Raw genomic sequence first — 26575 nt, forward strand, 5'->3', positions numbered from 1 at the left:
ATTAACTCAATCTACCATTTATCTAACGACTAATTTCAAGAATTTCAAATTCCATTTTACCGGCAGGTACCGTGATTTCGGTTTTGTCACCTACTTTTTTGCCCAATAAGCCTTTTGCAATGGGTGAGCTTACAGATATCTTGCCTGATTTCAGATCGGCCTCGCTTTCAGATACGAGTTGGTAACTCATAGTCGCGCCGTTCTTTATATTCTTTATTTTTACTATAGACAACGCCAGTACTTTAGAAGTATCCAGCTTGCTTTCATCCAGCAAGCGGGCTGTTGAAAGCAGTTCCTCCATTTTGGCAATTTTTGTTTCGTGATGACCCTGTGCTTCCTTAGCGGCATCGTACTCCGCATTTTCAGAAAGGTCACCTTTATCTCTCGCTTCAGCAATAGCTTTGGCAATAGCTGCCCTCCCGGTAGTTTTTAACTGCTGTAATTCTTCTTTTAATTTATCCAAGCCATCCTTGGTGTAATATGCTACCTCTGCCATAAATCGCCGTATTAATAATTTAGTTTAATAATTGATACCAAAAAAAACCGTCCTCCATTTGGCGAAGGACGCGGTTGCTTATAAAAACAAAGAAGACTATACCGGCAATTGCCTTTATAGTCTTGCTTTCAAGTAAAACGAAGATAAGTGATTTAAGTTTTATAATCCAAATTTTTTTGAGTGATTAATTCAATCAATCTTTCAAAATCAGGCACTTAATTTACTTAATTTTTCAGCCATTACCTCGCTGATGCGGCGGTACGAATCAAACGTCCACCCAGCTACATGCGGAGTAAGTAATACTTTGCCCGATTGTTTCAGTTCCTCAAACCAGGTCTGTTCGGCAAGTGCGGGAAATCTCTCCACCTCCAGCACATCTAAACCGGCACCTAATATTTTCCCTTGCTTTATTGCATTCAAAACGGCGTGTACTTTTACCACTTTACCGCGGGATGTATTGAGAAGAAATATCGGCTTTCTGAAATGGAAAAGGTATTCATCATCCACCAGTCCGTTAGTCTCAGGTGTAAGCGGAATATGAAAACTTACTACATCAGCCAGCTTTACCATTTCTTCCATACTTACCTCGTGAACATACTGATCGCTGAAGCCTGTTTTGTATTTATCATAAGCGATCACATTGACACTAAATCCGGCAAGTTTCCTTGCAAAACTTCCGCCCATAAAGCCATAGCCGATAATGCCTACGGTTTTCCCTTTCAACTCATAACCCCGGTTTGCTTCACGTTTCCAAACGCCTTCACGTATTTCGGCATCGGCTCGGTTAAAATTATTCATCAGGCTGAGCAGCATACCAACGGCGTGCTCACCAACCGCATCCATATTACCTTCGGGAGCGTTGATGAGCGTGATGCCTTTTTCTATAGCATAATCTTCATCGATATTATCCATACCCGCTCCAGCCCGACAAATAAACTGAAGCTTTTTACTCAGGTCAAGCACTTTGCGCTCAACTAAAAATTTGGAGCGTATCACAAGCCCTTCATATTCGCCGATAATCTCATAAGCCTGGTCGGGTTTTATGGCAGGCTGATAATCGCAATGGTAGCCCATCGCTTCGGCTTGCTCTATAAATATGGGGTGGATGTCGTCAACAATTAATATGTTTTTACTCATTGGATACAAACTTATTGATATGCAGCAAATATTTTATGCATTTGACAAATCACTCTTGAAATCCACTTAAATTTATGCTACAAATTACTAACAAATGACCCGGCCTATAACCTTAATCTTCTCGATTGTTTTAATTCTACTTAGAAATACTTCAATTGCGCAGGATGATCTTCAGATACTAGAAGCGAAAGCAAGTAAAAAAGATACTAAAACTTATATGATTCAATCTCTGGACGGAACAAGGCAAAAAGTAAAGATTGCTCCTGACTATGTGAAAAAAGTTTTAACAATGATTTGCTTAAAGGATACTATAAGAATAGGAGGTTTTTGGGGAGTACCCCCGCAGGTAGATATTCTCGATGGAAAATTCATACAAATGCAATATGAGGTTAGAGGAGGAACTGGTTATGCCCTCGGTAACGTTTTAATACTATGCGTTCAAAATAATAAACTATACGAGGCTATGCATGTACTCAGATATACACAGTCTGAAATTGGTGATGATGCAACTGGTGATTATAATATAAAAATGAAAATCGATAAAAATGATAAAGGCCGCTACATATTAAAGGTAAATATTCATGATGATTTTAATTCCAAGTCTCATCCTGAAAAGAATTATAAATACGATAATTTGAGTATTTTAAATTTCGATCTGAGCCGAAATGTATTCTATAGTATAAAAAAAGACAGGTAGGATACTTTCTTTAGTGCCTTTTCGAAAAACCGCAAAAATCACAAAAACAAGATACCTGGTAATTTCCCTGAAATTATTTTAGGCAGCGAAACGTATTATTATTTTGCAAACCGATGGTACACTTCACAGGAAGATGGAGAATTAATTGAGTTTGATAATTAAAAGCCTCATCTATTCTCAGCAATCTTATTCGTCAAATTAACAAAGTCCTTGACAGTGAGCCGCTCGGCACGCAGATCAAGCATAGGTTCATTGGTCATCTTTTCTTTATTGATTAGAGATGACAATGCATTCCTAAGCGTTTTACGGCGCTGGTTAAATCCGGCCTTTACTACCTGCCAGAACAGCTTTTCGTCACAATCTAGTTTTTCAGCACCATTACGGGTAAGACGGATGACAGCAGATAGCACCTTTGGTGGCGGACTAAATACCCCGGCCTTTACCGTAAACAGGTATTCTACCTTATAATAAGCCTGCAGAAATACGCTCAGGATACCATATTCCTTGCTTCCCGCTTTGGCGGTACAGCGTTCAGCAACTTCTTTCTGAAACATGCCTACTACTTCAACTACCTGCTGACGGTTATCCAGCACTTTGAATAGTATCTGCGAGGAAATGTTATAAGGAAAGTTCCCAATGATACCGAACGGCTTGTGGAATATCTTTCCGAAATCCATTTCCAGGAAATCGTCATTGATCAGGCGTTCGCCCAATTGCGGATATTTTTTTTGAAGGAATTCGTAAGATTCAGTGTCAATATCGATCAGGTAAGTCTGCAGGTCGGTGCGCTGCAAAAGGAAATCGGATAAGATACCCATGCCTGGCCCAACTTCAAGTACTTCATGATAGCCAGCTGCCAACTGCAAACTGTCAACTATCTTGGATGCAATATTTTTATCAGTAAGAAAATGCTGACCAAGATGCTTCTTTGCTCTTACCAACGACATTATTCATTCAATTATTTCCGCAAATTACGTGATATTTGTCCTTTAATCCGGAATTATAAGTCTAAAATCTTTTATTTGTATGTTTGTGGGTGCGGTAGGTGCACAGCGCTGCACAGACAAACAACCAGTGTAATCATAAACAAATCGGAGTAATCGTGTCAGAAAAACTAAAAATAGGTATCAGTATTGGGGATGTTAACGGGATCGGGCTCGAGGTGATCATCAAGACACTTGTTGACAACCATATCTATGACTACTTCACTCCGATAGTTTACGGGCATACCAAGGTGGCCTCTTTTCATCGTCGCACTATCAATGCAGGAGAACTGAATTTCCATGTCATCAACCACCCCTCGCAGGCTCAGCACAGAAAAGCCAACATGATCAACTGCTGGGAAGAGGATGTGAAAATCGACCTGGGCGTGATCAACGAAACGGGCGGCAAATATGCACTGCTATCCTTACAACGCGCTACTGCCGATCTGGTAAATGGCGACATCGATGCATTGGTTACTGCTCCTATTAACAAGGATAACATTCAGAGCGAAGAGTTTAAATTTCCGGGACATACCGAGTATTTGCAGGAAAAAGCAGGCGCAGCCGAATCATTGATGTTTTTGGTGAGCGATACCCTGCGTGTTGGTGTGGTGACAGGGCATATACCGTTAAACAAAGTAGCCGGTTCCATCACTGTTGATAAGATATTAGCGAAGCTCAGATTAATGGATACCAGCTTGCGCCAGGATTTCTGGATTCAAAAACCAAGGATCGCTGTTTTGGGTCTTAATCCTCATGCCGGCGATAATGGTTTAATAGGTACTGAGGAAAAAGATACCATTATACCTGCTATTGAAGAAGCTCGTGCTAACGATATACTGGCATTTGGCCCGTATTCAGCAGACGGTTTTTTTGCCAATGGTACCTATATGCAATTTGATGCCGTGCTGGCCATGTACCATGACCAGGGGCTGATACCGTTTAAACAGATATCTTTTGAGTCGGGCGTGAACTTCACGGCTGGATTGAATTTTGTACGCACTTCGCCAGATCACGGGACCGCTTATGATATTGCCGGAAAGAACCAGGCCTCTGAGATATCTTTTCGCGAAGCGATATTTACAGCACTTCATATTGTGAAACACCGTAAGGAGACCGAAATACTTACCGAAAATCCGCTTACCATTACAAAATTGAGCCGGGACAGGGATTAGATTTACCCATCAGCGCACTGCCACTATGTTTACTATCGAACAAATAAACGATATGCACGAAAGGCTGGGCACAATGAAGGATTTTCTGAAATATGTGAAAGCCCTTGAGCAGATTGGCGTAGCATCTTATCACTCATATGTGGCGGATGGACATTCTGAATACTTTGGAACTAACGGGTACGGTGTGAGATCGCGGCCGGTGCATGAAAAACTGATCATTGCTGATACTGGCAATAAAGAAACTTTTCTTAAACATCTATCGCTACATGCACAAAAAAAAGCTAATTATATCGAAATGTCTCGCGGATTGGCCGAGAGCGGCATAGAGAAATGGGTAGTAGATACCATTGCTGTGACGATTTCCTATTGTGATAAGAAAGGAAATGTGCTGTTGTCGGAAAAAATTGAATAATCTCAAACTACGCTTTCGCCGCCGGAAGCAAAACAGATAGCGGTTTTTGACGTTCTCGATGCGGGAAATCTATTGGGAATTCCATTTTTAACTTTTTTTTCCACATTTAGGATTTTTCCCTACATTTGCGGGCTAATTGTCGCTCATTGAAATCGCTTAGAACATATTCGATTCCCTTTACCGGTCTGAAGCTGGGAAAGCACTTTTTTGACTATGTGATCAAAGACGAATTTTTTGCCGAAATGGACTATTCCATCGTCAAAAAAGCTGATCTGCAGTGCAAAGTGGAGCTGGACAAGCAGGAAACTATGCTCATTTTGAGCTTCCATATTTATGGAACCCTCACGATGACATGTGATAAATGCCTGGCTGACTATCCGCATCCTGTTGATGTTCATGAGCAGCAGATCGCCAAATTCGCCGAAGAGGAAATTGACGAAGACGAAGAAATCATCACCCTGACAAAAAATGATCACGAGATCGATATTGCAGGATTGATATATGAATACATAAATGTTGCGGCTCCTTTTATAGCAGTTTGCAACGACGAGGGGAACATGTCTTATTGCGATAAAGAGATGATCGAAAGATTAAATCAGCTATCGACGAAAGGCGGTGACGATGACAAAACGGACCCAAGGTGGGACGTTTTGAAGAATATTTAAATGATAATTTAGGAAGTTATGCCACATCCAAAACGGAAATTCTCAAAATCAAGGACAGCAAAACGTAGGACACACTACAAAGCTGAAGCGCCTACTTTAACTACTTGTAAAACTACTGGTGCAGTACATTTGCCTCACAGAGCTTATACTGTTGACGGTAACTTATACTACAACGGCAAAGTCCTTATCGAAAACACCGCAACAGCCTAAGTTTAATTTTCACATATGAAGATTGGCTTAGATATTATGGGCGGTGATTTTGCTCCTAAGGCAACTGTGCTGGGAGCAATAGCAGCTTATAAGGCTTTGTCGGGCAACCAAAAGCTGGTGCTTATTGGCGATAAAGAAATTGCCTTGTCCATTCTTCATGAAAATAACTTTAGCCCCGACCATTTAGAGTTTGTACACACAACCGAAGTGATCGGTATGGGCGAACACCCAACCAAAGCGGTCGTTCAAAAACCTGATTCGAGCATCAGTGTTGGTTTCCGTATGCTTAAGGATGGCGAAATTCAAGCCTTCTCATCAGCAGGGAATACCGGGGCTATGCTGGTCGGTTCCATGTTTAGCGTAAAAGCCATACCGGGCGTATCACGCCCAGCAATGACAACTATAGTACCCAAACTGAAAGGCGGTTTGGGTATTTTGTTAGATGTGGGCGCCAATGCCGACTGCAAGGCCGAAAACCTGCTGCAATTCGGTATACTGGGCAGCTTGTTCGCAGAATCTGTTTATAACATACCTAACCCACGTGTTGCGCTTGTGAATATTGGCGAAGAGGAAGAGAAAGGCAACCTGCTTTGTCAGGCCACCTATCCGTTGATGAAGGAAAGCAACCAGTTCAATTTTATCGGAAATGTAGAGGGCCGCGACTTTTTTAACGAAAGCGCTGATGTGTATGTAGCCGATGGCTTCACTGGAAACGTGGTGCTGAAAATGGCCGAGTCATTTTATGTAATAGGCTTGAAGTTGCAGCTTAAACACGAGTTTTTCGACCGGTTTAACTATGAGCAATATGGCGGTAGTCCAATACTGGGTATAAATGCCCCGGTGGTGGTTGGGCACGGGATATCGAGTCCCGAAGCGATCAAAAACATGGTGCTCCTTTCGAGGGACATGTTTGAGAGCGATCTGATAAATAAAATAAAAAAAGCATTTCAATAAAATCTACATATAGAAATGAATAAAATTCATGCTGCAATTACTGCTGTGAATGGATATGTTCCGGATTATGTTTTAACCAACCATGAGCTGGAAACAATGGTGGAAACGAACGATGAATGGATAACCACCCGGACCGGCATAAAAGAGCGCAGAATACAAAAAGGCGAAGGCCTTGCAACATCGGATATGGCGGTTCATGCTGTTGAAGGGTTGCTGAAGAAGAGAGGGATCAGTGCTGAAGAAATAGAATTGATCATATTTTGTACTACGACTCCCGATATGCCGTTCCCGGCTACGGCGAATATACTGGCTGATAAGATCGGTGCTAAAAATGCCTGGGGATACGACTTGCAGGCGGCCTGTTCAGGATTCATCTTTGGCCTGGCAACAGGCGCCCAGTTTATCGAAAGCGGAAAACATACTAAAGTGCTGGTTGTAGGTGGCGATAAAATGTCGTCCATCGTAAATTATAAAGACCGTGCTACCTGCATCATTTTTGGCGACGGCTGCGGTGCTGCTTTGCTTGAACCGAATACCGAAGGCTATGGCGTAATAGACTCGATCTTAAAAAGCGATGGCGCAGGACGTGCGTTTCTTCATCAAAAAGCAGGCGGTTCGCTAAGGCCTGCATCACACGAAACTATTGATGCCATGGAGCATTTTGCTTACCAGGAAGGGCAAGCAGTGTTCAAATTTGCGGTAACCAACATGGCCGATGTAGCTGCCGAAGTAATGGAGCGCAATAACCTTAAGTCGGACGATATTGCATGGTTGGTTCCGCACCAGGCAAATAAACGCATCATCGATGCAACAGCTAACCGTACCGGTGTAAGTGCCGATAAAGTGATCATCAACATCGAGCGTTACGGCAACACCACTAACGGAACCATCCCGCTTTGTCTGTGGGAATGGGAAAGTAAATTTAAAAAAGGCGATAACCTGATACTGGCTGCCTTTGGCGGTGGCTTTACCTGGGGTTCGATCTATTTAAAATGGGCCTATTAATTTTAGGAACTTTTTTTATTTAATTTGTTATAACTTAGATATAATCTTTTATCCAAAACCAACTCATTCCACAATATGGATATTAAACAAATTCAGGACCTGATACGCTTTGTTTCAAAGTCGGGGGTAAATGAAGTGTCAATTGAACAGAACGATTTCAAGATTACAATAAAAACCAACCAGGCCCCTACGTATGTTACAGCGAGCCTTCCGTCTGCTGAAAGCGCGCCGGTTTATGCTGCTCCTGTAGCCTCTGCGGCCACTGCTCCTGCAGCTGCCGCCGCACTTGAAGCTCCTGTTGCTGATACTTCGAAATTGATTACCATAAAATCGCCAATGATAGGTACCTTCTACCGCTCGTCATCACCCGAAAAACCAATGTTTGTAAATGTGGGCGACGAAATCAAAACCGGCTCAGTTCTTTGTATCATCGAGGCTATGAAGTTGTTTAACGAGATCGAATCAGAAGTTTCGGGCCGTGTTGTCAAGATATTAGTTGATAATGCTTCACCTGTTGAGTACGACCAGCCATTGTTTTTGGTTGAACCTGTGTAATTTGAAAATTGGGTGATTTGAAGATAGAAAATTCTTGTCTCTTCAAAATCATTGCCTAATCAAAATTTATTGAATAATTAGCTGATAATTAATTTTCAAATCAGCACATTTTCAAATCTTCAAATTGTCAAAATGTTTAAAAAAATATTAATAGCTAACCGTGGTGAGATTGCCCTCCGCATTATCCGTACGTGTAAGGAGATGGGCATTAAAACCGTAGCTGTGTATTCTACCGTTGACAGGGACAGCCTTCATGTACGTTTTGCTGATGAAGCCGTATGTATTGGTCCCCCTGCCAGCCGCGATTCTTATTTGAATATTCCCAACCTGATATCTGCCGCCGAGTTGACCAATGCTGATGCGATCCATCCGGGCTATGGGTTCTTGTCAGAAAATGCCAAGTTTTCAGCGATTTGCGCAGAATATGGCATTAAATTTATTGGCGCTACTGCCGACCAGATCAACGCCATGGGCGATAAAGCCTCGGCCAAAGCGACCATGAAAAAGGCAGGTGTTCCTACTATTCCGGGTTCTGAAGGTTTATTACAGGACGTAAAGGAAGGTCTCGCCGTAGCCAACAAAATAGGTTACCCGGTTATCCTGAAAGCTACTGCCGGTGGCGGCGGCCGTGGAATGCGCCTGGTATGGAAAGATGAAGAGTTTGAACCAGCCTGGGATTCGGCACGAGCTGAATCAGCAGCAGCTTTTGGTAACGACGGCATCTATCTTGAGAAATATGTAGAAGATCCGCGTCACATCGAAATTCAAGTTGTAGGTGACCAATATGGTAAAGTTTGCCATCTCTCGGAACGTGATTGTTCGATACAGCGTCGTCACCAGAAACTGGTTGAAGAATCACCATCTCCGTTTATGACGGAGAAGCTTCGCAAGAAAATGGGTGATGCTGCTATAAAAGGTGCAAAAGCGGTAAAATATGAAGGCGCCGGTACCATCGAATTCTTGGTGGATAAACACCGCAACTTCTATTTTATGGAGATGAACACCCGTATCCAGGTAGAACACCCGGTTACTGAAGAGGTGATCAACTTCGACCTGATCAAAGAACAGATCAAGGTTGCCGCCGGTATTCCGATATCGGGTAAAAACTATGAGCCAACGATGCACGCAATAGAGTGCCGTATAAATGCCGAGGATCCTTTTAATAACTTCCGTCCGGCACCGGGTAAGATTACCAATTTCCACTCCCCGGGTGGTCATGGTGTAAGGATTGATACACATGTGTATTCAGGTTATATCATTCCTCCAAACTACGACTCGATGATCGCAAAAGTTATCTGTGTGGCGCAAACCCGCGAAGAAGCCTTGAGTACCATGGAGCGCGCATTGAGCGAATTTGTGATTGAAGGCATTAAAACCACCATACCTTTCCATTTAAAATTACTGCAGGACCCTAACTTCAGGGCAGGTAATTTTACTACCAAGTTTATGGAAACCTTTGATTTCACCAAATAAACAATCCTACTGTAACAAAATAAATTGTAAATAGCATTCTGAATAACGGAATGCTATTTTTGTACGGCAATGAGCAAAACAAGTGATAAGATAATTAAAGCGATTAAGGATAAGGGACAAAGCCTTGAAGGTGAAATGTCCTTTTTTGACCATTTGGAAGCATTAAGATGGCACCTGATCCGCTCGGCACTGGCCATTGTCGTATTCACTATAGTTGTTTTCGCTTTTTATAGCTGGATCTATGATCACATAATCATGGCGCCAAGTAAGTCTGACTTCTGGACTTTCAGGATGATGTGCGATCTGGGTAAAATCCTTCACCGGGATATGTGCCCGGGTAAGATCAATATTCAATTGATCAATACTGAAATGGCGGGTCAATTTACCTTGCAAATCGACTCTTCTTTAATGATCGGTTTAGTATTGGGTATCCCTTATTTGTTATATGAAATTTGGTTATTTGTTAAACCCGCATTACACGAGAAGGAGAAGAAGGCTGCCAGCGGATTTGTTTTTTACGCGTCTATTTTATTTATATGCGGTGTGATGTTTGGCTATTTTGTTATCACACCGGTATCCCTTAACTTTCTGGCAGGTTATACAGTTAGCTCAAGTATTCAGAATTTATTCTCTATTGATTCCTATATATCATCTGTTTCCACATTAACTATTGCCACAGGATTGGTTTTTGAATTACCTATACTGGTTTATATCCTTGCAAATTTGGGCATCCTGACGCCTAAGTTTATGAAAGAAAGCCGCCGGTATGCGATCGTGATCATCCTAATTGTGGCTGCAGTGGTAACACCTACGCCCGACATGCTGACCATGACTGTGGTTGCTATTCCATTATTCCTGCTATATGAATTAAGCATAGGCGTGGCAGGTGCAGTTCAGAGGAGAAAGAAAAAACGTGAAGAAGCAGCAGATGCGGCTTAATTCGTAGCGGCTTTCTAACAAAATCTTTACCTTCGTTGCTTAAATTTTATAATAGATTTGAGTGATGAATAACACCCTGAAGATTGCCATTGGCGCTGATCATGCCGGCTTTGACTACAAGGAAGCGATTGCAAAATGCCTGAATACAGATAGCCTGAAAGATTTTGGTACTTACTCGTCGGCATCAGCTGACTATCCCGATTTTGCCCACCCTGTTGCATCTGCGGTAGAAAACGGCGAATTTGACTATGGTATATTGGTTTGTGGCAGTGCAAATGGCGTGGCTATTACGGCTAACAAGCACCAGGGTATTCGTGCAGCAATTTGCTGGAACGAAGAGTTAGCTTCGTTAGCCCGTAAACATAATAATGCCAATATTGTATGCATCCCTGCCCGTTTCATTTCAATAGAAGAAGCTGAAAACATTGTCAAGACTTTCCTGTCTACTGAATTTGAAGGAGGGCGTCATGCAAACCGGGTGAATAAAATAGCTTGTTGAAGTTCTAATTGCTAAGCCCTAAAATATCACGGGTTATTAATTAGTCTCAATTACCAACTGAACATATAAACGCAAATGAAAAAACTATCCTTATGCATGGCCGCCCTTACGCTTGCCGCGGGCGTCTATGCTCAAAAAAACACCGGCGATCCGCAGAAGTATGCAAAATACATCAGCGCCGAAGATGCACGTAAACACCTGAGTATTTTAGCGTCAGACGCTTTTGAAGGTCGCGAAACCGGTAAACCTGGTGCTGATAAAGCTGCCAATTACATCGCAGGTGAGTTCAAAAAACTAGGCTTGCAGGCACCTGTAAACGGCTCTTACTTTTTTGATGTGCCTTTAACCGAAAATTCAACCAAGGTTAACTTTTCTGTAAATGGACAGGACTTTTCAAACGGTAAAGATTTCTCCTACAGAGGAGGAGCTTCTGATCAACCTGTCGAAGCAGCCGATGTTGTTTTTATTGGCTACGGTACCGATGCTGAAATAGGTACTACCGATCTTACGGGCAAAGTGTTATTGTGGGTAAATGAGGATAAACCCGAAGCACGTAAAACGCCAAATACCAGCTACCGTTTATCAACTACACGTACACAAATCGTAAAAAATCTTCAGAGCAAAAATCCGGCCTTGATACTGGCGGTAAATGCAGAAATTACCGGCATATTAAAAAAATTCGGATCGAGCTTAACTGCTGCTCGCCTATCAATCAAAGCTGATGCGGCTAAACCGGCCAATACTCAGGCTGTGGTTTTAAATACCACTACGGCCATTGCCGACCAGGTGCTGAAATCAATCGGTAAAACATATGACCAGATTAAAACTGGCCCTTCTCTGGCTTTGAAAGCGGATATCAAATTAAACATCCATAACGAAGCCAAGGATGTCAAAGCGGTGGATGTGTTGGGCTTCATGCCGGGCACGGACCTGAAAGATGAAGTGTTGATCTTCTCGGCGCATTATGACCACATCGGTTTGGTTTCGGACCCGAATGCAAAAGACAAGGTGAACAACGGTGCCGATGATGATGGCTCGGGCACTACCGGAATACTGGAAATTGCCCGTGCGTTTTCGCAAGCTAAAAAAGCAGGACATGGTCCAAGAAGAAGCGTGCTTTTCCTGGGTAACGTAGGTGAGGAAAAAGGATTGCTGGGTTCAGAATATTATTCTGATCATCCTGTATTCCCGCTGGCTAATACCATCACTGATTTGAATATCGATATGATCGGTCGCGTTGGTTACGAGTACATCGGCAAGCCGGATTCTGCCAACTACGTATACACGATTGGTTCTGCAATGTTGAGCAAAGAACTGCACCAGATAAACGAAGACGCGAACAATAAGTACGTTCATATCGAGCAGGATTATAAATATGACGACCCGAACGATCCGAACCGTTTCTACTACCGTTCAGACCATTACAATTTTGCCAAACATGGTGTGCCGATCATCTTTTATTTTAACGGTGTTCATGATGATTATCACCAGCCCGGAGATGAAGTAAGCAAGATCAACTTCCCGCTTTTAGCAAAACGTGCGCAATTGGCTTATTATACAGGTTGGGAACTGGCTAACAGGGATAAACGTCCTGTGGTTGATGCCGCCCCTTCTTCAAAGTAATAGGCATCTCCTAAAAAAAATGCCGAAAAAGCTGATAGGGTAACTAATATTGGGTACCCTATTTTTTTCAAAATAGCTAACTTAGCCGCATGGGACATATCGCTGAAGAGTTTTTGGTTGCCTCTGAAGATAAGGCGTTTGATATGGATCACCGCCGTATTATCAATTACAATATTGGTAAGTACTATGCGGCAGTTAACCGCGGGTTATCACGGCTCATCAATCTTGAAAACACCAAGCGCAAAGGGCATGTGATCAAGTGGAAAGTGATCGAAAACCTGGATAAATACCTTCCGGAGTTTGAGTCAAATTTCCTGAAGCGCGGCGGCAAGGTGATATGGGCAAACGATGCCGAAGAGGCCAACCGCGAGATCCTGGGCATCATCCAAAAAGCAGGTGCAAAAACCGTCGTGAAGTCCAAATCGATGGTGACCGAAGAGATCAAACTAAATGAATTCCTCGAAAGTCACCACATCGAATCCCTCGAAACTGATCTTGGCGAATATATTGTGCAACTATTGGGTCAGCGGCCATATCACATCGTAACGCCGGCGATGCATCTTTCCAAGGAAGATATAGCCAAGTTGTTTAACGAGCGCTTTGGTACACCTATCGATGCTACTCCTGAACAACTGACCCTAAAGGCCCGTGAACTGCTACGCGAAAAATATGTCCGTGCTGATGTAGGCATCACTGGTGCCAACTTTATCATAGCCGATACCGGCAGTATTGCCATCAGTGAAAATGAAGGGAACGCCCGTCTAAGCATAAGTTTCCCTAAGATACATATCGCCGTAGTAGGGATCGAAAAAATGATCCCTTCAATAGCAGATCTGGATATGTTCTGGCCGATGCTGGCAACTCACGGGACTGGCCAAAACATGACCGTGTACAACACCATTTTGAGCGGCCCGCGCCAAGCGAATGAGACTGATGGCCCGGAAGAAATGTATGTGATATTACTCGACAATGGTCGTACTAATCTGCTGGCCCAAAAAGATCAGCGTCAAGGGTTATACTGTATCCGCTGCGGCGCTTGCCTGAATGCCTGCCCGGTTTATAAGAACATCGGCGGTCATACTTACGAAACTACTTATAGCGGTCCGATAGGCTCAATCATCACTCCGCACATGAAAGGCATGGAAGATTTTAAGCACCTGAGCTATGCATCCAGTCTGTGCGGCCGATGTACGGAGGTATGCCCTGTCAAGATCGACATACATAAAATGCTGTTGCTTAACCGTCGCGATGCGGTGAAAGAGGGCATCGTCACCAAAAAGGAAAAGTGGGGATGGGCTATATGGCAAAAGGGCATGCTAAGCCGTAAATTGACCGACTTCTTCAGCGGTAAAACGAAAAACAAGCTAATGAACCTCTTCTTCAAGAAGACCTGGGGGCACTTGCGCGAAATGCCGAAAGTTGCTGATAAATCATTCAGCAAAATGTGGCAGGAACGGGGTAAAGAAGATGCATAATTGTAGCGACGCAATGCATTGCGTCGCTACAAAATAAATCAGTGTTTATTCCCGAACCCAAACTCTTTATAAGTATTGGGCATCTCGTTGCTGCTGGTAAAGCCAAAGGTGTAGGAGGCCATCCATGTTTCATAATCAGCTCCTTTATCTTTGGATGGTTCGGTGTATAAAGCGCGCAAAAGATAAATACCCTCTCTGCTCAGCTTGAAATAGATCTGTCCTTCCTTGTCGGTTGATAGTTTTTGTGCAAATATATTGGTGCCTGATAAAGTTCTGATATAGGACATTACCACCACATTGACTGCCGGCTTGCCCCTTAGCCTCACCTGTGCAATAATGTCGTCGCCATAGTTGCCTTTGTACGGATTATCTTTCAGCACGATCTCAAACTCATCGTTCAATGGTTTTTCAAACCCATTAGGACTATTTTTTTCAGCTTCTACAAGTGATTTTAAATACCAGGTATATTTCTCCCGGAAGCTATCCTTGCTGCCGTTTTTTGCCTTCTCTGCATATTGGGTATAACCCTCGTCTTCAAGTAACTTTATAAAATCGTCTGACTCAATATCATCAGTGATTGACTTTCTAACCATATGGATAGTATGAAGGCCCTCAGATTCAAGGGGCATAGAAATGATTGGCGAAGCACTATCTTTTGCCGCCGTTAGTAAGTCAATTTCCTTTTTACCATTTTGGATACTAAATTTTGCCGTTTTTGATGCTTCGTACTTCAGCTCGTTGGTTAGATTAAATTGATTTGCGGTAATCAGGTGCAGATTGAGTTTATCTCCCTTATGCAAAACAAAGTTTTCGGGTAGCAGGACATAATCTTCCTGCGCCGAAGCATTGGTTATAATAAGCAAAAACAGGAAAAGAAGCAGAAAATAGGTATGTTTCATATTGTTATGATAGAAATCATGTAAACATACAAAGTTTTAAAAACTTCAGTAGTTTAGCTACATGGTTTTTGATCGGAAAAACATTGATAATGACAAATTAGTCACATTTTATAAGGCTTTACTATGGCCGAGGCTGATTGAAGAAAAAATGCTGATCCTCCTGAGGCAGGGCCGCATCGGCAAATGGTTCTCGGGAATTGGCCAGGAAGCCATTGCTGTTGGTAGCACGCTTGCTATGCATCCTGACGAATATATCCTGCCTATGCACCGCAATCTGGGAGTATTTACGACGAGGGATATTCCTCTTTCCCGTTTAATGGCGCAATGGCAGGGGAAAGCATCGGGCTTTACTAAAGGGCGTGACCGTTCCTTCCATTTCGGCACACAAGAGTATAAGATCATCGGGATGATCTCGCACCTGGGCCCGCAAATGGCTTTGGCTGATGGTATTGCTTTGGCAGATGTATTAAGCAAACGAAACCGGGCGACCCTTGTGTTCACCGGTGAAGGAGGCACTAGCGAGGGTGATTTTCACGAAGCGTTAAATGTAGCATCGGTTTGGAACTTACCAGTGATATTTCTGATCGAAAATAATGGCTATGGCTTATCTACGCCCATTAACGAACAATATAAATGTGAACGACTGAGCGACCGGGCAATAGGTTATGGAATTGAAGGGCGAACAATTGACGGGAACAACGTTTTGGAAGTCTATCATACTATTAATGAGATAGCAACGGATATACGCAAAAATCCACGACCTGTTTTGCTGGAATGTATGACCTTCCGGATGCGCGGTCATGAAGAGGCTTCAGGAACTAAATATGTGCCCCAGTATTTGTTTGATGAATGGAGAGAGAAGGACCCGTTAACGAATTTTGAAAAGTTTCTGTTAGAAGAGGGCGTGCTGACTCATGAATCAATACTGGTGATCCGTAGCGGGTTTACCACCATGATCGATATGGCGATTGAAAAAGTATTTAGCGAACAGGATATTATACCAGACACTGAGGTAGAGTTGATGGATATGTACAAACCTTACAACTTTTCAACTTTACAACCTTCCAGCAGTAAAACGAATAAAAGGTACATTGATGCCATAAGCGATGGTTTGCGCCAGGGAATGCAAAAGTTTGATAATTTGGTACTCATGGGTCAGGACATAGCTGAGTATGGAGGAGCCTTTAAAATCACACAAGGTTTCGTAGAAGAGTTCGGCCGTGAACGGGTGCGTAATACGCCTATTTGTGAATCAGGAATTGTAGGAGCGGCAATGGGTTTATCCATCAACGGTTATAAGTCGGTTGTTGAGATGCAGTTTGCCGATTTTGTGACCTGTGCTTTTAACCAGGTAATCAATAACGTTGCAAAAACTCATTACCGCTGGGGCGAGAATGTGGATGTAGTAGTGCGCATGCCTACGGGTGCAGGAACAGGTGCCGGTCCGTTTCATTCGCAAAGCAATGAGGCCTGGTTTACCAAGACCCCGGGATTAAAAGTAGTTTGCCCGGCATTTCCGTCGGATGCAAAAGGGTTGCTGCTCGCTGCTATTGAAGATCCTAACCCGGTGATTTATTTCGAACATAAATATCTATACCGCAGCATCAGCGAAGAAATTGCTGACGAGCCATATGCTATGGAGATAGGCAAAGCCAGAGTCGTCCGGGAAGGTAAACAGGCCAGTATAATTACTTATGGATTGGGCGTTCATTGGGCGTTGGATTATGCAAAAGCTCACCCGGATGAATCGATTGAAATCATTGACCTGCGATCATTGCAACCCTGGGATAAAGATGCTGTTGAAACCAGCGTAAAGAAAACCGGACGCGTGATGATTTTGCATGAAGATACGTTAACCAACGGGTTTGGGGGAGAAATAGCTGCTCATCTCGCTGAGCATTGCTTCAGTTACCTTGATGCACCCGTTATGCGTTGCGCCAGTCTGGACACAGCCATACCAATGAATAAGGCACTGGAAGACCAGTTTTTAGCAAAAGCAAGACTGGAGGAGATGATGGAGAAGTTGTTGAAATATTAATGGTAGCTGAAGGGTTACACTTTAACATAAAAACATCGACGGCCTCTCCAGAAAAATTTCAAAAGTAATTATGCCGCCTGATCATTACAGGTTCATTTTCCAACAGTAAAAATTTATAGATTTGACGATGCTAAAAAGATTTTTATTCTTAGGTGCTTTTACCAGTATACTTTCGACAGCAAACTCACAATCCAAAATCGATCCTGCTTCTATCAAAGAGAAAATGCAATGGTTTGCTGATGCTAAATTGGGTATTTTTATTCATGAGGGTATTTATGCTGTGAACGGCATTGATGAGTCGTGGAGTTTTCATAACAAAAAAATAAGTTATGCGGATTACATGAAGCAGCTAAATGGGTTCACCCTTAAAAATTACAATCCCGAAAATTGGGCTGATCTGATAAAAGAAAGCGGTGCCCGGTACGCGGTAATTACCACCAAGCATCATGATGGAGTAGCCATGTACGACACTAAAATGGATGATTTAAGCATCGTCAAAGCAACACCTGCCAGGCGTGACATGGTCAAACCTCTTTTTGATGCTTTGCGAAAAAGAGATATAAAATGCGGCGCGTATTTCTCTTTGATTGATTGGTCGTTTCCCGACTATCCTGGGTTCTTAAAGGATAGTTCAAGATATCAAACTGAAAATGACTATCAAAGATGGAATAAATTCCGCTCCTTTTTTCAAGGACAGATCAAAGAGATCGGGCAGGTGTTTAAACCAGACCTTTGGTGGTTTGATGGTGACTGGGAACATAGCGCAGAGCAATGGGAATCGCAGAAGGTGCGTAATATTATTTTGACAAATAACAAAAATTCGATCATCAACGGGAGACTACAGGGATATGGGGACTACGATACCCCAGAACAGAATTTCCCTGTTTCGAGGCCTGCATTCAACTGGTGGGAATTATGTATGACCGTCAATAATAATTGGGGTTATCAGCCCTCAGATAAAAACTGGAAAACGCCATATGAAATAATCACAATTTTCACGGATGCAATTTCAAATGGAGGAAACCTTTTACTGGATATTGGGCCAAAGGAGGACGGAACTATTCCGGAAGAAGAAGTAAAGGTACTGAAAGAGCTGGGTGCCTGGAACAAAAGAAACGGAGAAGCCGTTTTTAATACGATAGGCGGAATACCCCAGGGACATTTTTATGGGCCCACTACCTTGTCAAAAGATTCTACTACCCTGTTTTTGTTTCTGCAGGGGAATATTAGCGGTAACATCACACTAAAGGGATTGATGAATAAAATTAAGGATATAACTGTATTAGGTAATGGGGCTAAATTAACGCATAAAATAGTTGGAAAGATATCGTGGAGTCCCATTCCCGGACTCGTATATATTAATGTTCCCAAAGACGTTCAGGATAAATATGTAACTGTCTTGAAGGTGACGTTAGAGGATCCTATCAAATTATACGACGGTAAAGGCGGGCTCAAATAAATTAGCATTGTACATAAAGTAAAAAAGGAGCCGTTCTAAGCTTCCACCAATTCCACCTCTGCTATCGGACTAAACAAATAGACACGCTTGGTTTTTAGCTCGGTGCATTTATAGCGTTTTCGCAGTTTTTCTTCTTTTCTGAATACTCGGCCGTTTTTCAGTTTGAACAGGGAGTGCATCGGTATTTTGTCAACCGTAAGATGGGTATCCGGCTTCGGTGCGTCGTACAGACGCAAGGATTTATACAAATGCAAATCCGTACAGCTTGAAGCCGCCGGATTATTTAAGTATCTCACAATAGCATGCTTTACATCGGGCGGGAAAATCTCCTTTTCAAAAAATGGCTGCATCATTTTTTTGAAGTTTGCTTTCCATTCAGTGCCATGTGGTTTAGCTTTGTGTTTATGCTCATTCCAGGTATGCAGGTGTGCAAACTCATGTACGGTAGTCACCAGGAAGGCGTAGGCATTTAAGTCATAATTTACGGAAATGCGATGCCCTTTTCCACCGTGCGGAGGGCGATAATCACCGAACTTACTGTTGCGGTTGCGGGAAATCTTAAACTCACATTGAAAATAATCTATCCAGCGGCCTATCAGCGGCGCTGCCGCCGGGGGGAGATACCTTTCTAATACTTTTACTTTATCCAATTTTACCTCTTTTCAAAAATAGGATTTTGAGCGTAAAGCTGAAAGATTAAAGCGGAAAGCTTTTACTTCAAAAGATGATAAGTAATGAAACTTACGATGTAAGCCAAGCCGGTCATATAAACGAACTGCGATGCCGGCCATCGCCAGTTTTTGGTTTCGCGGTATACTACGGCCATGGTGCTGGCGCATTGCATAGCAAAAGCGTAAAACATCATTAGCGAGAAAGCGACAGCCACGGTAAATACGGGTTGCCCATCAGGGGTCTTGGCAGTGTGCATTTTTTGCTGAACCGACTCTATCTTTTCTGCATCGCCATCTACACTATAAATGGTAGCCATGGTACCCACGAATACTTCACGGGCTGCAAAGGAAGTAATGAGCGCAATGCCTATCTTCCAATCGAAGCCAAGCGGCCTGATCACTGGTTCGATCGCATGACCTAACATGCCTGCGTATGAGTTTTCCAGCTTTTCTGAAGCAACTGCATGATGCAGATCATCGGCGTTCATGTGCTGTGCATACTGTGGTTGCTTGTATTTCTGCTCTATCCTCTCAAAACGATCGCCTGGTCCGTAGGAAGCCAACACGAAAAGGATGACTGAAACTGCGACAATCACCTTGCCAGCCTGTAAAACGAAGGCCTTGGCGCGATTGTACATATCATGGCCAACGTTCTTCCAGCGTGGCATACGATATACGGGCAATTCCATAATGAAATAACCTCGTTCACGTGACTTTAGTAAGAATTTCATTACAAATGCCACTGTAATGGCCGATACCAGGCTGAACAGGTACATGCCGGTCAATACCAACCCCTGAAGGTTAAATACCCACCATATATTACGATTAGGAACAACCAAAGCAATTAAGAGTGTATAAATTGGTAAGCGTGCTGAACAGGTCACCAGTGGCGTCACCATGATGGTAATCATACGGTCTTTCCAGTTCTCGATAGTACGGGTGCTCATGATTGATGGTACCGCACATGCAAAACCACCGATTAGAGGCACTACCGATTTACCATTCAGTCCTACTTTCCGCATCAGTCGGTCCATCATAAAGGTAACACGCGACATATAGCCGGTGTCTTCCAGTATGGATATGAATCCGAAAAGTATAGCGATTTGAGGTATAAAAACCATCACGCCGCTTAAACCGCCTAGTACACCATCAACTACAAGGTTAACTAATGGCCCGGCGGGTAACATATGGTGTAATGATGTCTGAGCCCATACAAAGAAGTCGCCAATTAACTCCATCGGGTATGCAGACCAGGCAAAGATTGATTGGAAAATAAACAACAGAATTCCAAAAAAAATAATAAACCCGAAAATCCGATGGGTTAATACTTTATCAATTTTATTACTGATATCTTCTTCCTGGGCGGTTTCATTTTTCTTTACTGTATCATACAGCAGATCATTAATAAAATTATAGCGGGCTATAGTCTCAGTTGCCTGGGCTTTTTGCGAATGGAAGCTGAATTCCTGTTCCAGTGACTCGATGCGGTCACTTTGCTCGGTACTTAAGAATTTAAGCGTTTCGTGCTGGTGCGCGAGTTGCAGGGCATAATAGGGGTTCTCTACGTCAATTTCTTTGCTGATCTGTGCAATCAGTTGGGGCGCAAGCGACTCAACATCGATTGTATCCTCCTGCAAGGCTACTTTATTAGCGTAACTAATAGCTGATTTGAGTTGATCGATCCCTTCAATTTTGCGTGCTGATATCGGAACAACCGGCACCCCTAATTTCTGAGCAAATGCATCTACATCGATAGTAATGCCCGACTTTTTAGCCAGGTCCATCATGTTTAATGCAACTATAACCGGAAGCTTAAGATCGGCAACCTGTGTGTAGAGTAATAAATTTCTTTTGAGGTTGGAGGCATCGAGAATAACAACAACCAGATCGGGGCGTAACGGGTTGGCCTTGTCAGCTAAAACAGAAAATACGATGGACTCGTCCCTGCTTTTAGGATAAAGACTATAAGTGCCCGGGAGATCGATGATTTCAGCACGACGGCCATCGGGCAGATCGCAAAAGCCCGTCTTTTTATCAACAGTTACGCCCGGAAAGTTCCCGATTTTTTGATTGAGCCCGGTTAAAACATTAAAGAGCGTCGATTTACCGGTATTTGGATTTCCTACAAGCGCTACTTTCAGATCAGCATCCACTTGTTAAAAATTACTGCAGGATAATAGTTGAAGCTTCTTTTCTGCGCAAACTTAATTGATAACCAGAGACATGAATAGCAATTGGGTCGCCAAGAGGGGCAATGCGCGAAACCGTGATCTGTTCGCCTGGTAAGCATCCCATTTCCATCAACTTCACCGACATTTCAAGATCGGTAAACTCCTTAACAATTCCTGTTTCTCCTACTTCAAGTTGTGAAAGCCTCATGTTCTTTATACTTAAACTGAACAAATGTAGACCTTATTTAAATTAAATCCAAATAAGGACTAGTGATTTATGTCACAATTTTGCATGATTATTGTCATTAATTGTACTTAGGCGGCATTTTCAATTTGTTTCGCGCGGCTGATTTGGCCGAAATGAGGGCATCCGCAGTCTTTTTTAAAGATGCCGCATGATGAAAGGCTTACTACTGCGACCAGAAAAATCAAATATTTAACTCTTTTCATAATTTCTTTGCCCTGTCAATTATCATCACCCCTAAAATTCCCATACAGGCGCCTGCAGCATCGGCAAAAAGATCGGGCCATTCGCCGCTTCGCCAGGTAAAGAAGGTCAATTGTAATAACTCAATTAAACCGCCAAATAGTATGGAAATAAAAGTAACTATTGCTGCTGTTTTATACGATACAAGCCGGTTATTTTGTTGCCTGATAATACCATTGCACCAAAAAACCACCAACAGAAAAAAGAAACCGCTATGCACCAGTTTATCAAACCCGGGAAAGAACAAAGGCCCATGCGCAATATTGTCTCCAATCTTGATGGAGCACATAATGAAAATAAATAAGGCCCACAAAACAGTGGGCCTCTGATATTTTGAGAGTTTCATCATTCAAATCAGGCGCCTACTAAAGCTTTGTAAGCATCAGCTGAAAGCAGTCCGTCAATTTCAGAAGCATCTTTAATGCTGATCTTTACCATCCAGCCTTCGCCATATGGATCAGAATTTACCAGTTCAGGCTGGTTATCGAGCGCAGGGTTGGTGCCCTCTACAGTACCGGTAAGTGGCATAAACAGATCAGATACTGTTTTTACCGCTTCAACAGTCCCGAAAACATCTTCCTTGTTTACTTCTTTTCCTTTTGTTGGGATATCGACATACACGATATCACCCAATTCACCCTGGGCAAACTCAGTGATACCTATGTAGGCTTCGCTGCCTTCAACTCTTACCCATTCGTGGTCTTTGGTGTATTTTAATTCAGCCGGGAAATTCATATTGATCTGTTTTTTTGTGGCTCAAAAATAAAAAAACTTTTAGATAACCAGACTTAAATCTATTTATATCAAACACTTGAAAAACCTATTGCGATACGCTCACGTTAAAGGTTGAAAATGATGAATGTCAGAGGAAAAAAGAGATTACCGACAGTTATAGTAATTGTATTTGCTATGACGGGTTTGTATGCCTGTAAAAGCAGCAGTGAAAAAGATAAAGTAGCAACTGATACCTTCCTCAATGATGTAAAGGACACCGCATCAACTGTGAGTGCTGCTAATCATCCGCCGCCCCAACCAGCGGAAGGGGAACAGAATGTTCACCCCGTGATATTAACCGCAACGGTAAGCGTCAAAGACGTTGAATTTGCTTCAGCTATTACCAATAATGCTTTGAACAAAGTGAATACAGGGAAAATGGCCTTGGAAAAATCTACCAACAAACGCGTAAAAGATTTTGCATCGATGCTGGTAAACGATCATACAAAATTGGCCGATGAGTTGAACCGGATTGCAAAAGACAAAAAGATAACCCTTCCTGCGTTATCTGGAATGGCGGAGATGCGCCAGGCCGATCGTTTGGCAATCAAGCAAGGCAGCGATTTTGATAAAGCTTATATGGATGCCATGATATTGGACGAGAAAAGGGCATTTGATATTTGTGAAAATGGATCAAAAACCTGCAAGGATAGGTTATTAAAAGCATTCGCCGCCAAATCAATACCCGTCTTGAAAATGCACCTCGACTCAGCACAGACTGTTCGCAGTAGCTTGCAATAAAATAAAGTCCGTTTTTGGAGATAGGATCGGCAGACGTTTAGCCCTTTTTGCTTTGGTATGACAATGTTTTGAAAGTAAAATTTCTAAATTGGTTTTTCATCTCATCGCTATGCTTTTCGATCCTCAAAACCCTATCAATCAACTTTGTGCCCAAGGAATGCAATTGGAAGGTGAGGCCAAACACGAACAAGCATCCAAACTATTCCTGCAGGCGTGGGACCAGGCAACAAATACAACCGAAAAATTTATAGCTGCGCATTATGTAGCACGGCATCGAACTAACGTTGCTGATAAACTAAAATGGGATGAAACCGCGCTAAGCCTAGCGCTCGAATTGGATAATCCGGAGGTTAACGTTGCACGGCCTTCGCTTTATCTAAACGTTGCGAAATGTTATGAGGATTTGAAGAATTTTGATAAAGCTGCTGAGAATTATCAGTCCGCGTTTGAGTGTACTAAGTTTCTGCCGGAAGATGGTTATGGCAACATGATCCGGTCGGGCATCAAAAGCGGAATGGAGCGTGCTCGCTCATCCAGAGAAGATTGACTAAGCCTTTTTTGTATAAAGCCCGATAAAACAATACTTTTAGGTTTTAGAACAAGAGCCACCCGATGAAAAAACTTTTCCTGTCGCTATTTCTTCTTATCAGTCTTTTTCAAATTGCCGACGCCCAGAAAACGGAGGATTTCGAGTCAAAAACCAAAGGGCTAAAAAAATATTCCGGGTATTTTAATTTTTACTGGAATGACAAGACCGGGCAGATATTTTTAGAAATAGATCGTTTTAATGACGAGTTTTTGTATGTAAGCTCCTTGCCTGCTGGTGTCGGTTCAAATGATTTGGGAATGGATCGCGGGCAAATCGGCGAAAGCCGCATTGTAAAATTCATCAGGGTAGGCAATAAGGTGTTGCTTGTACAGCCTAATTATAGTTACCGGGCAGTAAGCAATAATGCAGACGAACGCAAATCGGTAGAGGAGGCATTCGCGCAATCTGTTATCTGGGGGTTTACAACTGAAGCGCAGGATGATGACAAGGCGCTGGTCGACTTTACACCTTTTTTGCTTCGCGATAGCCATAATTTAGCTAAAAAGTTAGGCAACAATAACCAGGGCAGCTACCACGCTGACGATACCCGCTCGGCCGTTTATTTGCCTAATACCAAAAGTTTCCCAGATAATACCGAGTTCGAGGCAATCATCACTTTAGCGGGGAGCGGAACCGGCGCGGAGATCAGCTCGGTAACGCCTAATCCTGATTATGTGACGGTGAGGATGCACCAGTCGTTCATCCGCCTTCCTGACAATAAATATAAGCCGCGCAAATTCGACCCGCGCTGTGGGTTATACGATGTGGAGTATATGGATTTTGCAACACCCATCGATCAACCCATCATGAAACGGCTGTTGACCAGACACCGGCTTGAAAAGAAAGACCCTTTGGCAGCAGTGAGCGAACCTGTAAAACCGATCATTTATTATATTGACCGCGGCGCCCCGGAGCCTGTGCGTAGCGCCCTGATAGAAGGTGCGTCATGGTGGAACCAGGCATTTGAAGCAGCTGGGTACAAAGATGCTTTCCAGGTGAGGCTATTACCAGAAGATGCGGATCCGATGGATATACGTTACAATGTGATCCAATGGATACACCGGTCGACCAGGGGTTGGTCATACGGTGAGTCGATCAATGACCCGCGCACAGGAGAAATTATTAAAGGACAGGTTTCATTAGGCTCCCTGCGTGACCGGCAGGACTTCCTTATCGCCGAAGGCCTTCTTCAGCCTTATGAGGATGGGAAACCGACAAGTGATAAAATGCTGAAACTGGCATTAGCGCGTTTACGCCAATTGGCGGCGCATGAGGTAGGCCATACGCTGGGCTTTCAGCACAATTTTGCATCCAGTGTGCATAATAGGGCATCGGTAATGGATTACCCTCCGCCGGTATTTACTTTGGGAGCAGATGGAAACATTGATCTCAGCAATGCCTACAGCACGGGTATCGGTGCATGGGACAAACGAACCGTATTGTATGGTTACCAGGATTTCCCTGCCGGGACCGACGAAGATAAAGCGTTAAAAGACATTATGACCGAGACGATTAAAGAAGGGTTTTCGTATATCTCTGACGAGGATGCGCGCCCTTCAGGTGGTGCTCATCCGCAGGCGCATCTCTGGGATGCAGGAGCAAACGCCGCTGATGAATTGCACAGGTTAATGACGGTCAGGAAACATGTGATCGATAATTTTTCCGAAAAGGCTATCCGGCAGGATGCGCCGATGGCAACAATTGAAGAAGTATTGGTGCCGATGTACCTGATGCACCGTTACCAGGTAGAGGCAGCTTCTAAAATGCTCGGCGGTTTGTACTATACATTCGCGCTAAAAAATGACGGGCAAACGACTACTAAATTTGTTCCTCCTGCCGAGCAATGGAAAGCTTTTGATGCGCTAATGGGTACTATCTCGCCGGACGCTTTAGCATTACCGGAAAAACTGATCGAAAAAATACCACCGCGACCAATAGGTTACCCGCGTACTCGCGAAACTTTTAAATCAAGGACAGGATTAACCTTCGACCCGCTCTCGGCAGCTGAATCCGCAGCAAGTAATACCCTGGCCTTTATGTTGCAGCCGCAAAGGGCAGCACGTTTGGTGGAATATCATTCAAGAGACAATTTGCAACCGGGATTAGAAGCCGTCCTGGCTAAACTGATTACAAGAACATGGAGGGCTCCGCAACAAACGGGCTATAAAGGAGAAGTACAACGATTGGTAAACAATCTCGTCTTGAAACAAATTTTGGAGTTAGCTGCCGATACAAAGGCTCCTGAAAATGTCCGTGGGATTACCCTGCTGCAAATAAATGAATTAAAAGCATGGATGAATAAAGCTACTCTGACAGCCGGAAATGATCAGAAAGCGAACCTGTTGTTCGGCTTATCACAGATCAAGGAATTTGAAAACAATCCAGATAAATTTAAACCGGCCGAAACATTAAACATGCCTGATGGTTCGCCAATTGGGATGGAATAAT

The 26575-nt window shown here is 43.1% G+C and carries 27 protein-coding genes; 18 read left to right on the top strand and 9 right to left on the bottom strand.

The window, feature by feature from the left end:
* Positions 1 to 22: 22 nt before the first annotated feature.
* Both greA and Q3A68_RS12475 read right to left on the bottom strand, forming a co-directional pair.
* Positions 23 to 496, bottom strand: coding sequence for a transcription elongation factor GreA (gene greA, locus Q3A68_RS12470; protein WP_302901426.1), 474 nt, complete (start codon positions 494 to 496; stop codon positions 23 to 25).
* Positions 497 to 703: 207 nt separating this feature from the next.
* Positions 704 to 1633, bottom strand: coding sequence for an NAD(P)-dependent oxidoreductase (locus Q3A68_RS12475; protein WP_302901427.1), 930 nt, complete (start codon positions 1631 to 1633; stop codon positions 704 to 706).
* A 94-nt stretch (positions 1634 to 1727) separates the two neighbouring features.
* Between Q3A68_RS12475 and Q3A68_RS12480 the strand changes: the two genes are divergently transcribed.
* Entirely contained in the window at positions 1728 to 2330 is a 603-nt protein-coding gene (locus Q3A68_RS12480; protein WP_302901428.1) for a hypothetical protein, read from the top strand.
* Positions 2331 to 2497: 167 nt separating this feature from the next.
* Here Q3A68_RS12480 and rsmA read toward each other — a convergent pair whose 3' ends face one another.
* Complete coding sequence (rsmA, locus tag Q3A68_RS12485; protein WP_302901429.1) at positions 2498 to 3277, bottom strand: 16S rRNA (adenine(1518)-N(6)/adenine(1519)-N(6))-dimethyltransferase RsmA; 780 nt, start codon at positions 3275 to 3277, stop codon at positions 2498 to 2500.
* Positions 3278 to 3432: 155 nt separating this feature from the next.
* On the opposite strand from rsmA, the gene pdxA reads away from it, so the two are divergent.
* The 12 genes from pdxA to Q3A68_RS12545 all read left to right on the top strand — a co-directional run bounded on the left by pdxA (position 3433) and on the right by Q3A68_RS12545 (position 14298).
* Positions 3433 to 4488, top strand: a complete 1056-nt coding sequence (pdxA, locus tag Q3A68_RS12490; RefSeq protein ID WP_302901430.1) for a 4-hydroxythreonine-4-phosphate dehydrogenase PdxA — start codon at positions 3433 to 3435, stop codon at positions 4486 to 4488.
* Between the two features lie 52 nt (positions 4489 to 4540).
* Positions 4541 to 4900 carry a DUF1398 family protein gene (locus Q3A68_RS12495; RefSeq protein WP_302901431.1) on the top strand — a complete coding sequence of 120 codons (360 nt, stop codon included), beginning with the start codon at positions 4541 to 4543 and terminating at the stop codon, positions 4898 to 4900.
* Positions 4901 to 5046: 146 nt separating this feature from the next.
* On the top strand, positions 5047 to 5565 hold the full coding sequence (locus tag Q3A68_RS12500; protein ID WP_302901432.1) for a YceD family protein: 519 nt from the start codon (positions 5047 to 5049) through the stop codon (positions 5563 to 5565).
* An 18-nt stretch (positions 5566 to 5583) separates the two neighbouring features.
* Positions 5584 to 5775: a 50S ribosomal protein L32 gene (rpmF, locus tag Q3A68_RS12505; RefSeq protein WP_302901433.1), complete on the top strand. Its 192-nt coding sequence runs from the start codon at positions 5584 to 5586 to the stop codon at positions 5773 to 5775.
* A 15-nt stretch (positions 5776 to 5790) separates the two neighbouring features.
* Positions 5791 to 6729 carry a phosphate acyltransferase PlsX gene (gene plsX, locus Q3A68_RS12510; protein WP_302901434.1) on the top strand — a complete coding sequence of 313 codons (939 nt, stop codon included), beginning with the start codon at positions 5791 to 5793 and terminating at the stop codon, positions 6727 to 6729.
* Positions 6730 to 6744: 15 nt separating this feature from the next.
* Positions 6745 to 7734 (top strand): beta-ketoacyl-ACP synthase III, encoded by a 990-nt coding sequence (locus Q3A68_RS12515; RefSeq protein WP_302901435.1) that lies wholly within the window; start codon positions 6745 to 6747, stop codon positions 7732 to 7734.
* 75 nt (positions 7735 to 7809) lie between these two features.
* On the top strand, positions 7810 to 8289 hold the full coding sequence (gene accB / locus Q3A68_RS12520) for an acetyl-CoA carboxylase biotin carboxyl carrier protein (protein ID WP_302901436.1): 480 nt from the start codon (positions 7810 to 7812) through the stop codon (positions 8287 to 8289).
* Between the two features lie 132 nt (positions 8290 to 8421).
* The gene (gene accC, locus Q3A68_RS12525) at positions 8422 to 9762 is read left to right on the top strand and encodes an acetyl-CoA carboxylase biotin carboxylase subunit (RefSeq protein ID WP_302901437.1); all 1341 of its coding nucleotides are present in this window, start codon (positions 8422 to 8424) and stop codon (positions 9760 to 9762) included.
* Between the two features lie 69 nt (positions 9763 to 9831).
* On the top strand, positions 9832 to 10701 hold the full coding sequence (gene tatC / locus Q3A68_RS12530; protein ID WP_302901438.1) for a twin-arginine translocase subunit TatC: 870 nt from the start codon (positions 9832 to 9834) through the stop codon (positions 10699 to 10701).
* 64 nt (positions 10702 to 10765) lie between these two features.
* On the top strand, positions 10766 to 11200 hold the full coding sequence (gene rpiB / locus Q3A68_RS12535) for a ribose 5-phosphate isomerase B (RefSeq protein WP_302901439.1): 435 nt from the start codon (positions 10766 to 10768) through the stop codon (positions 11198 to 11200).
* A 75-nt stretch (positions 11201 to 11275) separates the two neighbouring features.
* Positions 11276 to 12823: a M28 family peptidase gene (locus tag Q3A68_RS12540; protein ID WP_302901440.1), complete on the top strand. Its 1548-nt coding sequence runs from the start codon at positions 11276 to 11278 to the stop codon at positions 12821 to 12823.
* Between the two features lie 89 nt (positions 12824 to 12912).
* Entirely contained in the window at positions 12913 to 14298 is a 1386-nt protein-coding gene (locus Q3A68_RS12545) for a LutB/LldF family L-lactate oxidation iron-sulfur protein (RefSeq protein ID WP_302901441.1), read from the top strand.
* 38 nt (positions 14299 to 14336) lie between these two features.
* Here the strand turns inward: Q3A68_RS12545 and Q3A68_RS12550 are convergent, their stop codons facing one another.
* Complete coding sequence (locus tag Q3A68_RS12550) at positions 14337 to 15197, bottom strand: DUF4198 domain-containing protein (protein ID WP_302901442.1); 861 nt, start codon at positions 15195 to 15197, stop codon at positions 14337 to 14339.
* Positions 15198 to 15345: 148 nt separating this feature from the next.
* Between Q3A68_RS12550 and Q3A68_RS12555 the strand changes: the two genes are divergently transcribed.
* Entirely contained in the window at positions 15346 to 17235 is a 1890-nt protein-coding gene (locus Q3A68_RS12555; RefSeq protein ID WP_489671734.1) for an alpha-ketoacid dehydrogenase subunit alpha/beta, read from the top strand.
* A gap of 127 nt (positions 17236 to 17362) precedes the next feature.
* Complete coding sequence (locus Q3A68_RS12560) at positions 17363 to 18694, top strand: alpha-L-fucosidase (RefSeq protein WP_302901444.1); 1332 nt, start codon at positions 17363 to 17365, stop codon at positions 18692 to 18694.
* 35 nt (positions 18695 to 18729) lie between these two features.
* Here the strand turns inward: Q3A68_RS12560 and Q3A68_RS12565 are convergent, their stop codons facing one another.
* From Q3A68_RS12565 to gcvH, 5 genes are all read right to left on the bottom strand, one after another.
* Complete coding sequence (locus tag Q3A68_RS12565; RefSeq protein ID WP_302901445.1) at positions 18730 to 19344, bottom strand: SprT-like domain-containing protein; 615 nt, start codon at positions 19342 to 19344, stop codon at positions 18730 to 18732.
* A gap of 62 nt (positions 19345 to 19406) precedes the next feature.
* Positions 19407 to 21518, bottom strand: coding sequence for a ferrous iron transport protein B (feoB, locus tag Q3A68_RS12570; RefSeq protein ID WP_302901446.1), 2112 nt, complete (start codon positions 21516 to 21518; stop codon positions 19407 to 19409).
* 10 nt (positions 21519 to 21528) lie between these two features.
* The gene (locus tag Q3A68_RS12575) at positions 21529 to 21744 is read right to left on the bottom strand and encodes a FeoA family protein (RefSeq protein WP_302901447.1); all 216 of its coding nucleotides are present in this window, start codon (positions 21742 to 21744) and stop codon (positions 21529 to 21531) included.
* A gap of 238 nt (positions 21745 to 21982) precedes the next feature.
* Positions 21983 to 22372 (bottom strand): VanZ family protein, encoded by a 390-nt coding sequence (locus Q3A68_RS12580; RefSeq protein ID WP_302901448.1) that lies wholly within the window; start codon positions 22370 to 22372, stop codon positions 21983 to 21985.
* A 5-nt stretch (positions 22373 to 22377) separates the two neighbouring features.
* Positions 22378 to 22758: a glycine cleavage system protein GcvH gene (gene gcvH, locus Q3A68_RS12585; RefSeq protein ID WP_302901449.1), complete on the bottom strand. Its 381-nt coding sequence runs from the start codon at positions 22756 to 22758 to the stop codon at positions 22378 to 22380.
* A 117-nt stretch (positions 22759 to 22875) separates the two neighbouring features.
* Between gcvH and Q3A68_RS12590 the strand changes: the two genes are divergently transcribed.
* The 3 genes from Q3A68_RS12590 (at position 22876) to Q3A68_RS12600 (ending at position 26574) form a co-directional block, all read left to right on the top strand.
* Positions 22876 to 23538 (top strand): DUF4142 domain-containing protein, encoded by a 663-nt coding sequence (locus tag Q3A68_RS12590; protein WP_302901450.1) that lies wholly within the window; start codon positions 22876 to 22878, stop codon positions 23536 to 23538.
* 109 nt (positions 23539 to 23647) lie between these two features.
* The gene (locus tag Q3A68_RS12595; RefSeq protein WP_302901451.1) at positions 23648 to 24085 is read left to right on the top strand and encodes a hypothetical protein; all 438 of its coding nucleotides are present in this window, start codon (positions 23648 to 23650) and stop codon (positions 24083 to 24085) included.
* A gap of 65 nt (positions 24086 to 24150) precedes the next feature.
* A complete protein-coding gene (locus Q3A68_RS12600; RefSeq protein WP_302901452.1) occupies positions 24151 to 26574 on the top strand; it encodes a zinc-dependent metalloprotease in 2424 nt (807 codons plus the stop codon).
* Position 26575 lies beyond the last annotated feature (1 nt).

The organism is Mucilaginibacter tolerans (assembly GCF_030519375.1).
In the GTDB taxonomy this organism is placed as follows: Bacteria; Bacteroidota; Bacteroidia; order Sphingobacteriales; family Sphingobacteriaceae; genus Mucilaginibacter.

Excerpts from the sequence above, each read along its gene's own strand:
- greA (WP_302901426.1), bottom strand. The coding sequence starts at position 496 with ATGGCAGAGGTAGCATATTACACCAAGGATGGCTTGGATAAATTAAAA.
- Q3A68_RS12475 (WP_302901427.1), bottom strand. The coding sequence starts at position 1,633 with ATGAGTAAAAACATATTAATTGTTGACGACATCCACCCCATATTTATA.
- Q3A68_RS12480 (WP_302901428.1), top strand. The coding sequence starts at position 1,728 with ATGACCCGGCCTATAACCTTAATCTTCTCGATTGTTTTAATTCTACTT.
- rsmA (WP_302901429.1), bottom strand. The coding sequence starts at position 3,277 with ATGTCGTTGGTAAGAGCAAAGAAGCATCTTGGTCAGCATTTTCTTACT.
- Q3A68_RS12495 (WP_302901431.1), top strand. The coding sequence starts at position 4,541 with ATGCACGAAAGGCTGGGCACAATGAAGGATTTTCTGAAATATGTGAAA.
- rpmF (WP_302901433.1), top strand. The coding sequence starts at position 5,584 with ATGCCACATCCAAAACGGAAATTCTCAAAATCAAGGACAGCAAAACGT.
- plsX (WP_302901434.1), top strand. The coding sequence starts at position 5,791 with ATGAAGATTGGCTTAGATATTATGGGCGGTGATTTTGCTCCTAAGGCA.
- Q3A68_RS12515 (WP_302901435.1), top strand. The coding sequence starts at position 6,745 with ATGAATAAAATTCATGCTGCAATTACTGCTGTGAATGGATATGTTCCG.
- accB (WP_302901436.1), top strand. The coding sequence starts at position 7,810 with ATGGATATTAAACAAATTCAGGACCTGATACGCTTTGTTTCAAAGTCG.
- accC (WP_302901437.1), top strand. The coding sequence starts at position 8,422 with ATGTTTAAAAAAATATTAATAGCTAACCGTGGTGAGATTGCCCTCCGC.
- tatC (WP_302901438.1), top strand. The coding sequence starts at position 9,832 with ATGAGCAAAACAAGTGATAAGATAATTAAAGCGATTAAGGATAAGGGA.
- rpiB (WP_302901439.1), top strand. The coding sequence starts at position 10,766 with ATGAATAACACCCTGAAGATTGCCATTGGCGCTGATCATGCCGGCTTT.
- Q3A68_RS12540 (WP_302901440.1), top strand. The coding sequence starts at position 11,276 with ATGAAAAAACTATCCTTATGCATGGCCGCCCTTACGCTTGCCGCGGGC.
- Q3A68_RS12545 (WP_302901441.1), top strand. The coding sequence starts at position 12,913 with ATGGGACATATCGCTGAAGAGTTTTTGGTTGCCTCTGAAGATAAGGCG.
- Q3A68_RS12550 (WP_302901442.1), bottom strand. The coding sequence starts at position 15,197 with ATGAAACATACCTATTTTCTGCTTCTTTTCCTGTTTTTGCTTATTATA.
- Q3A68_RS12555 (WP_489671734.1), top strand. The coding sequence starts at position 15,346 with ATGCTGATCCTCCTGAGGCAGGGCCGCATCGGCAAATGGTTCTCGGGA.
- Q3A68_RS12560 (WP_302901444.1), top strand. The coding sequence starts at position 17,363 with ATGCTAAAAAGATTTTTATTCTTAGGTGCTTTTACCAGTATACTTTCG.
- Q3A68_RS12575 (WP_302901447.1), bottom strand. The coding sequence starts at position 21,744 with ATGAGGCTTTCACAACTTGAAGTAGGAGAAACAGGAATTGTTAAGGAG.
- Q3A68_RS12580 (WP_302901448.1), bottom strand. The coding sequence starts at position 22,372 with ATGATGAAACTCTCAAAATATCAGAGGCCCACTGTTTTGTGGGCCTTA.
- gcvH (WP_302901449.1), bottom strand. The coding sequence starts at position 22,758 with ATGAATTTCCCGGCTGAATTAAAATACACCAAAGACCACGAATGGGTA.
- Q3A68_RS12590 (WP_302901450.1), top strand. The coding sequence starts at position 22,876 with ATGATGAATGTCAGAGGAAAAAAGAGATTACCGACAGTTATAGTAATT.
- Q3A68_RS12595 (WP_302901451.1), top strand. The coding sequence starts at position 23,648 with ATGCTTTTCGATCCTCAAAACCCTATCAATCAACTTTGTGCCCAAGGA.
- Q3A68_RS12600 (WP_302901452.1), top strand. The coding sequence starts at position 24,151 with ATGAAAAAACTTTTCCTGTCGCTATTTCTTCTTATCAGTCTTTTTCAA.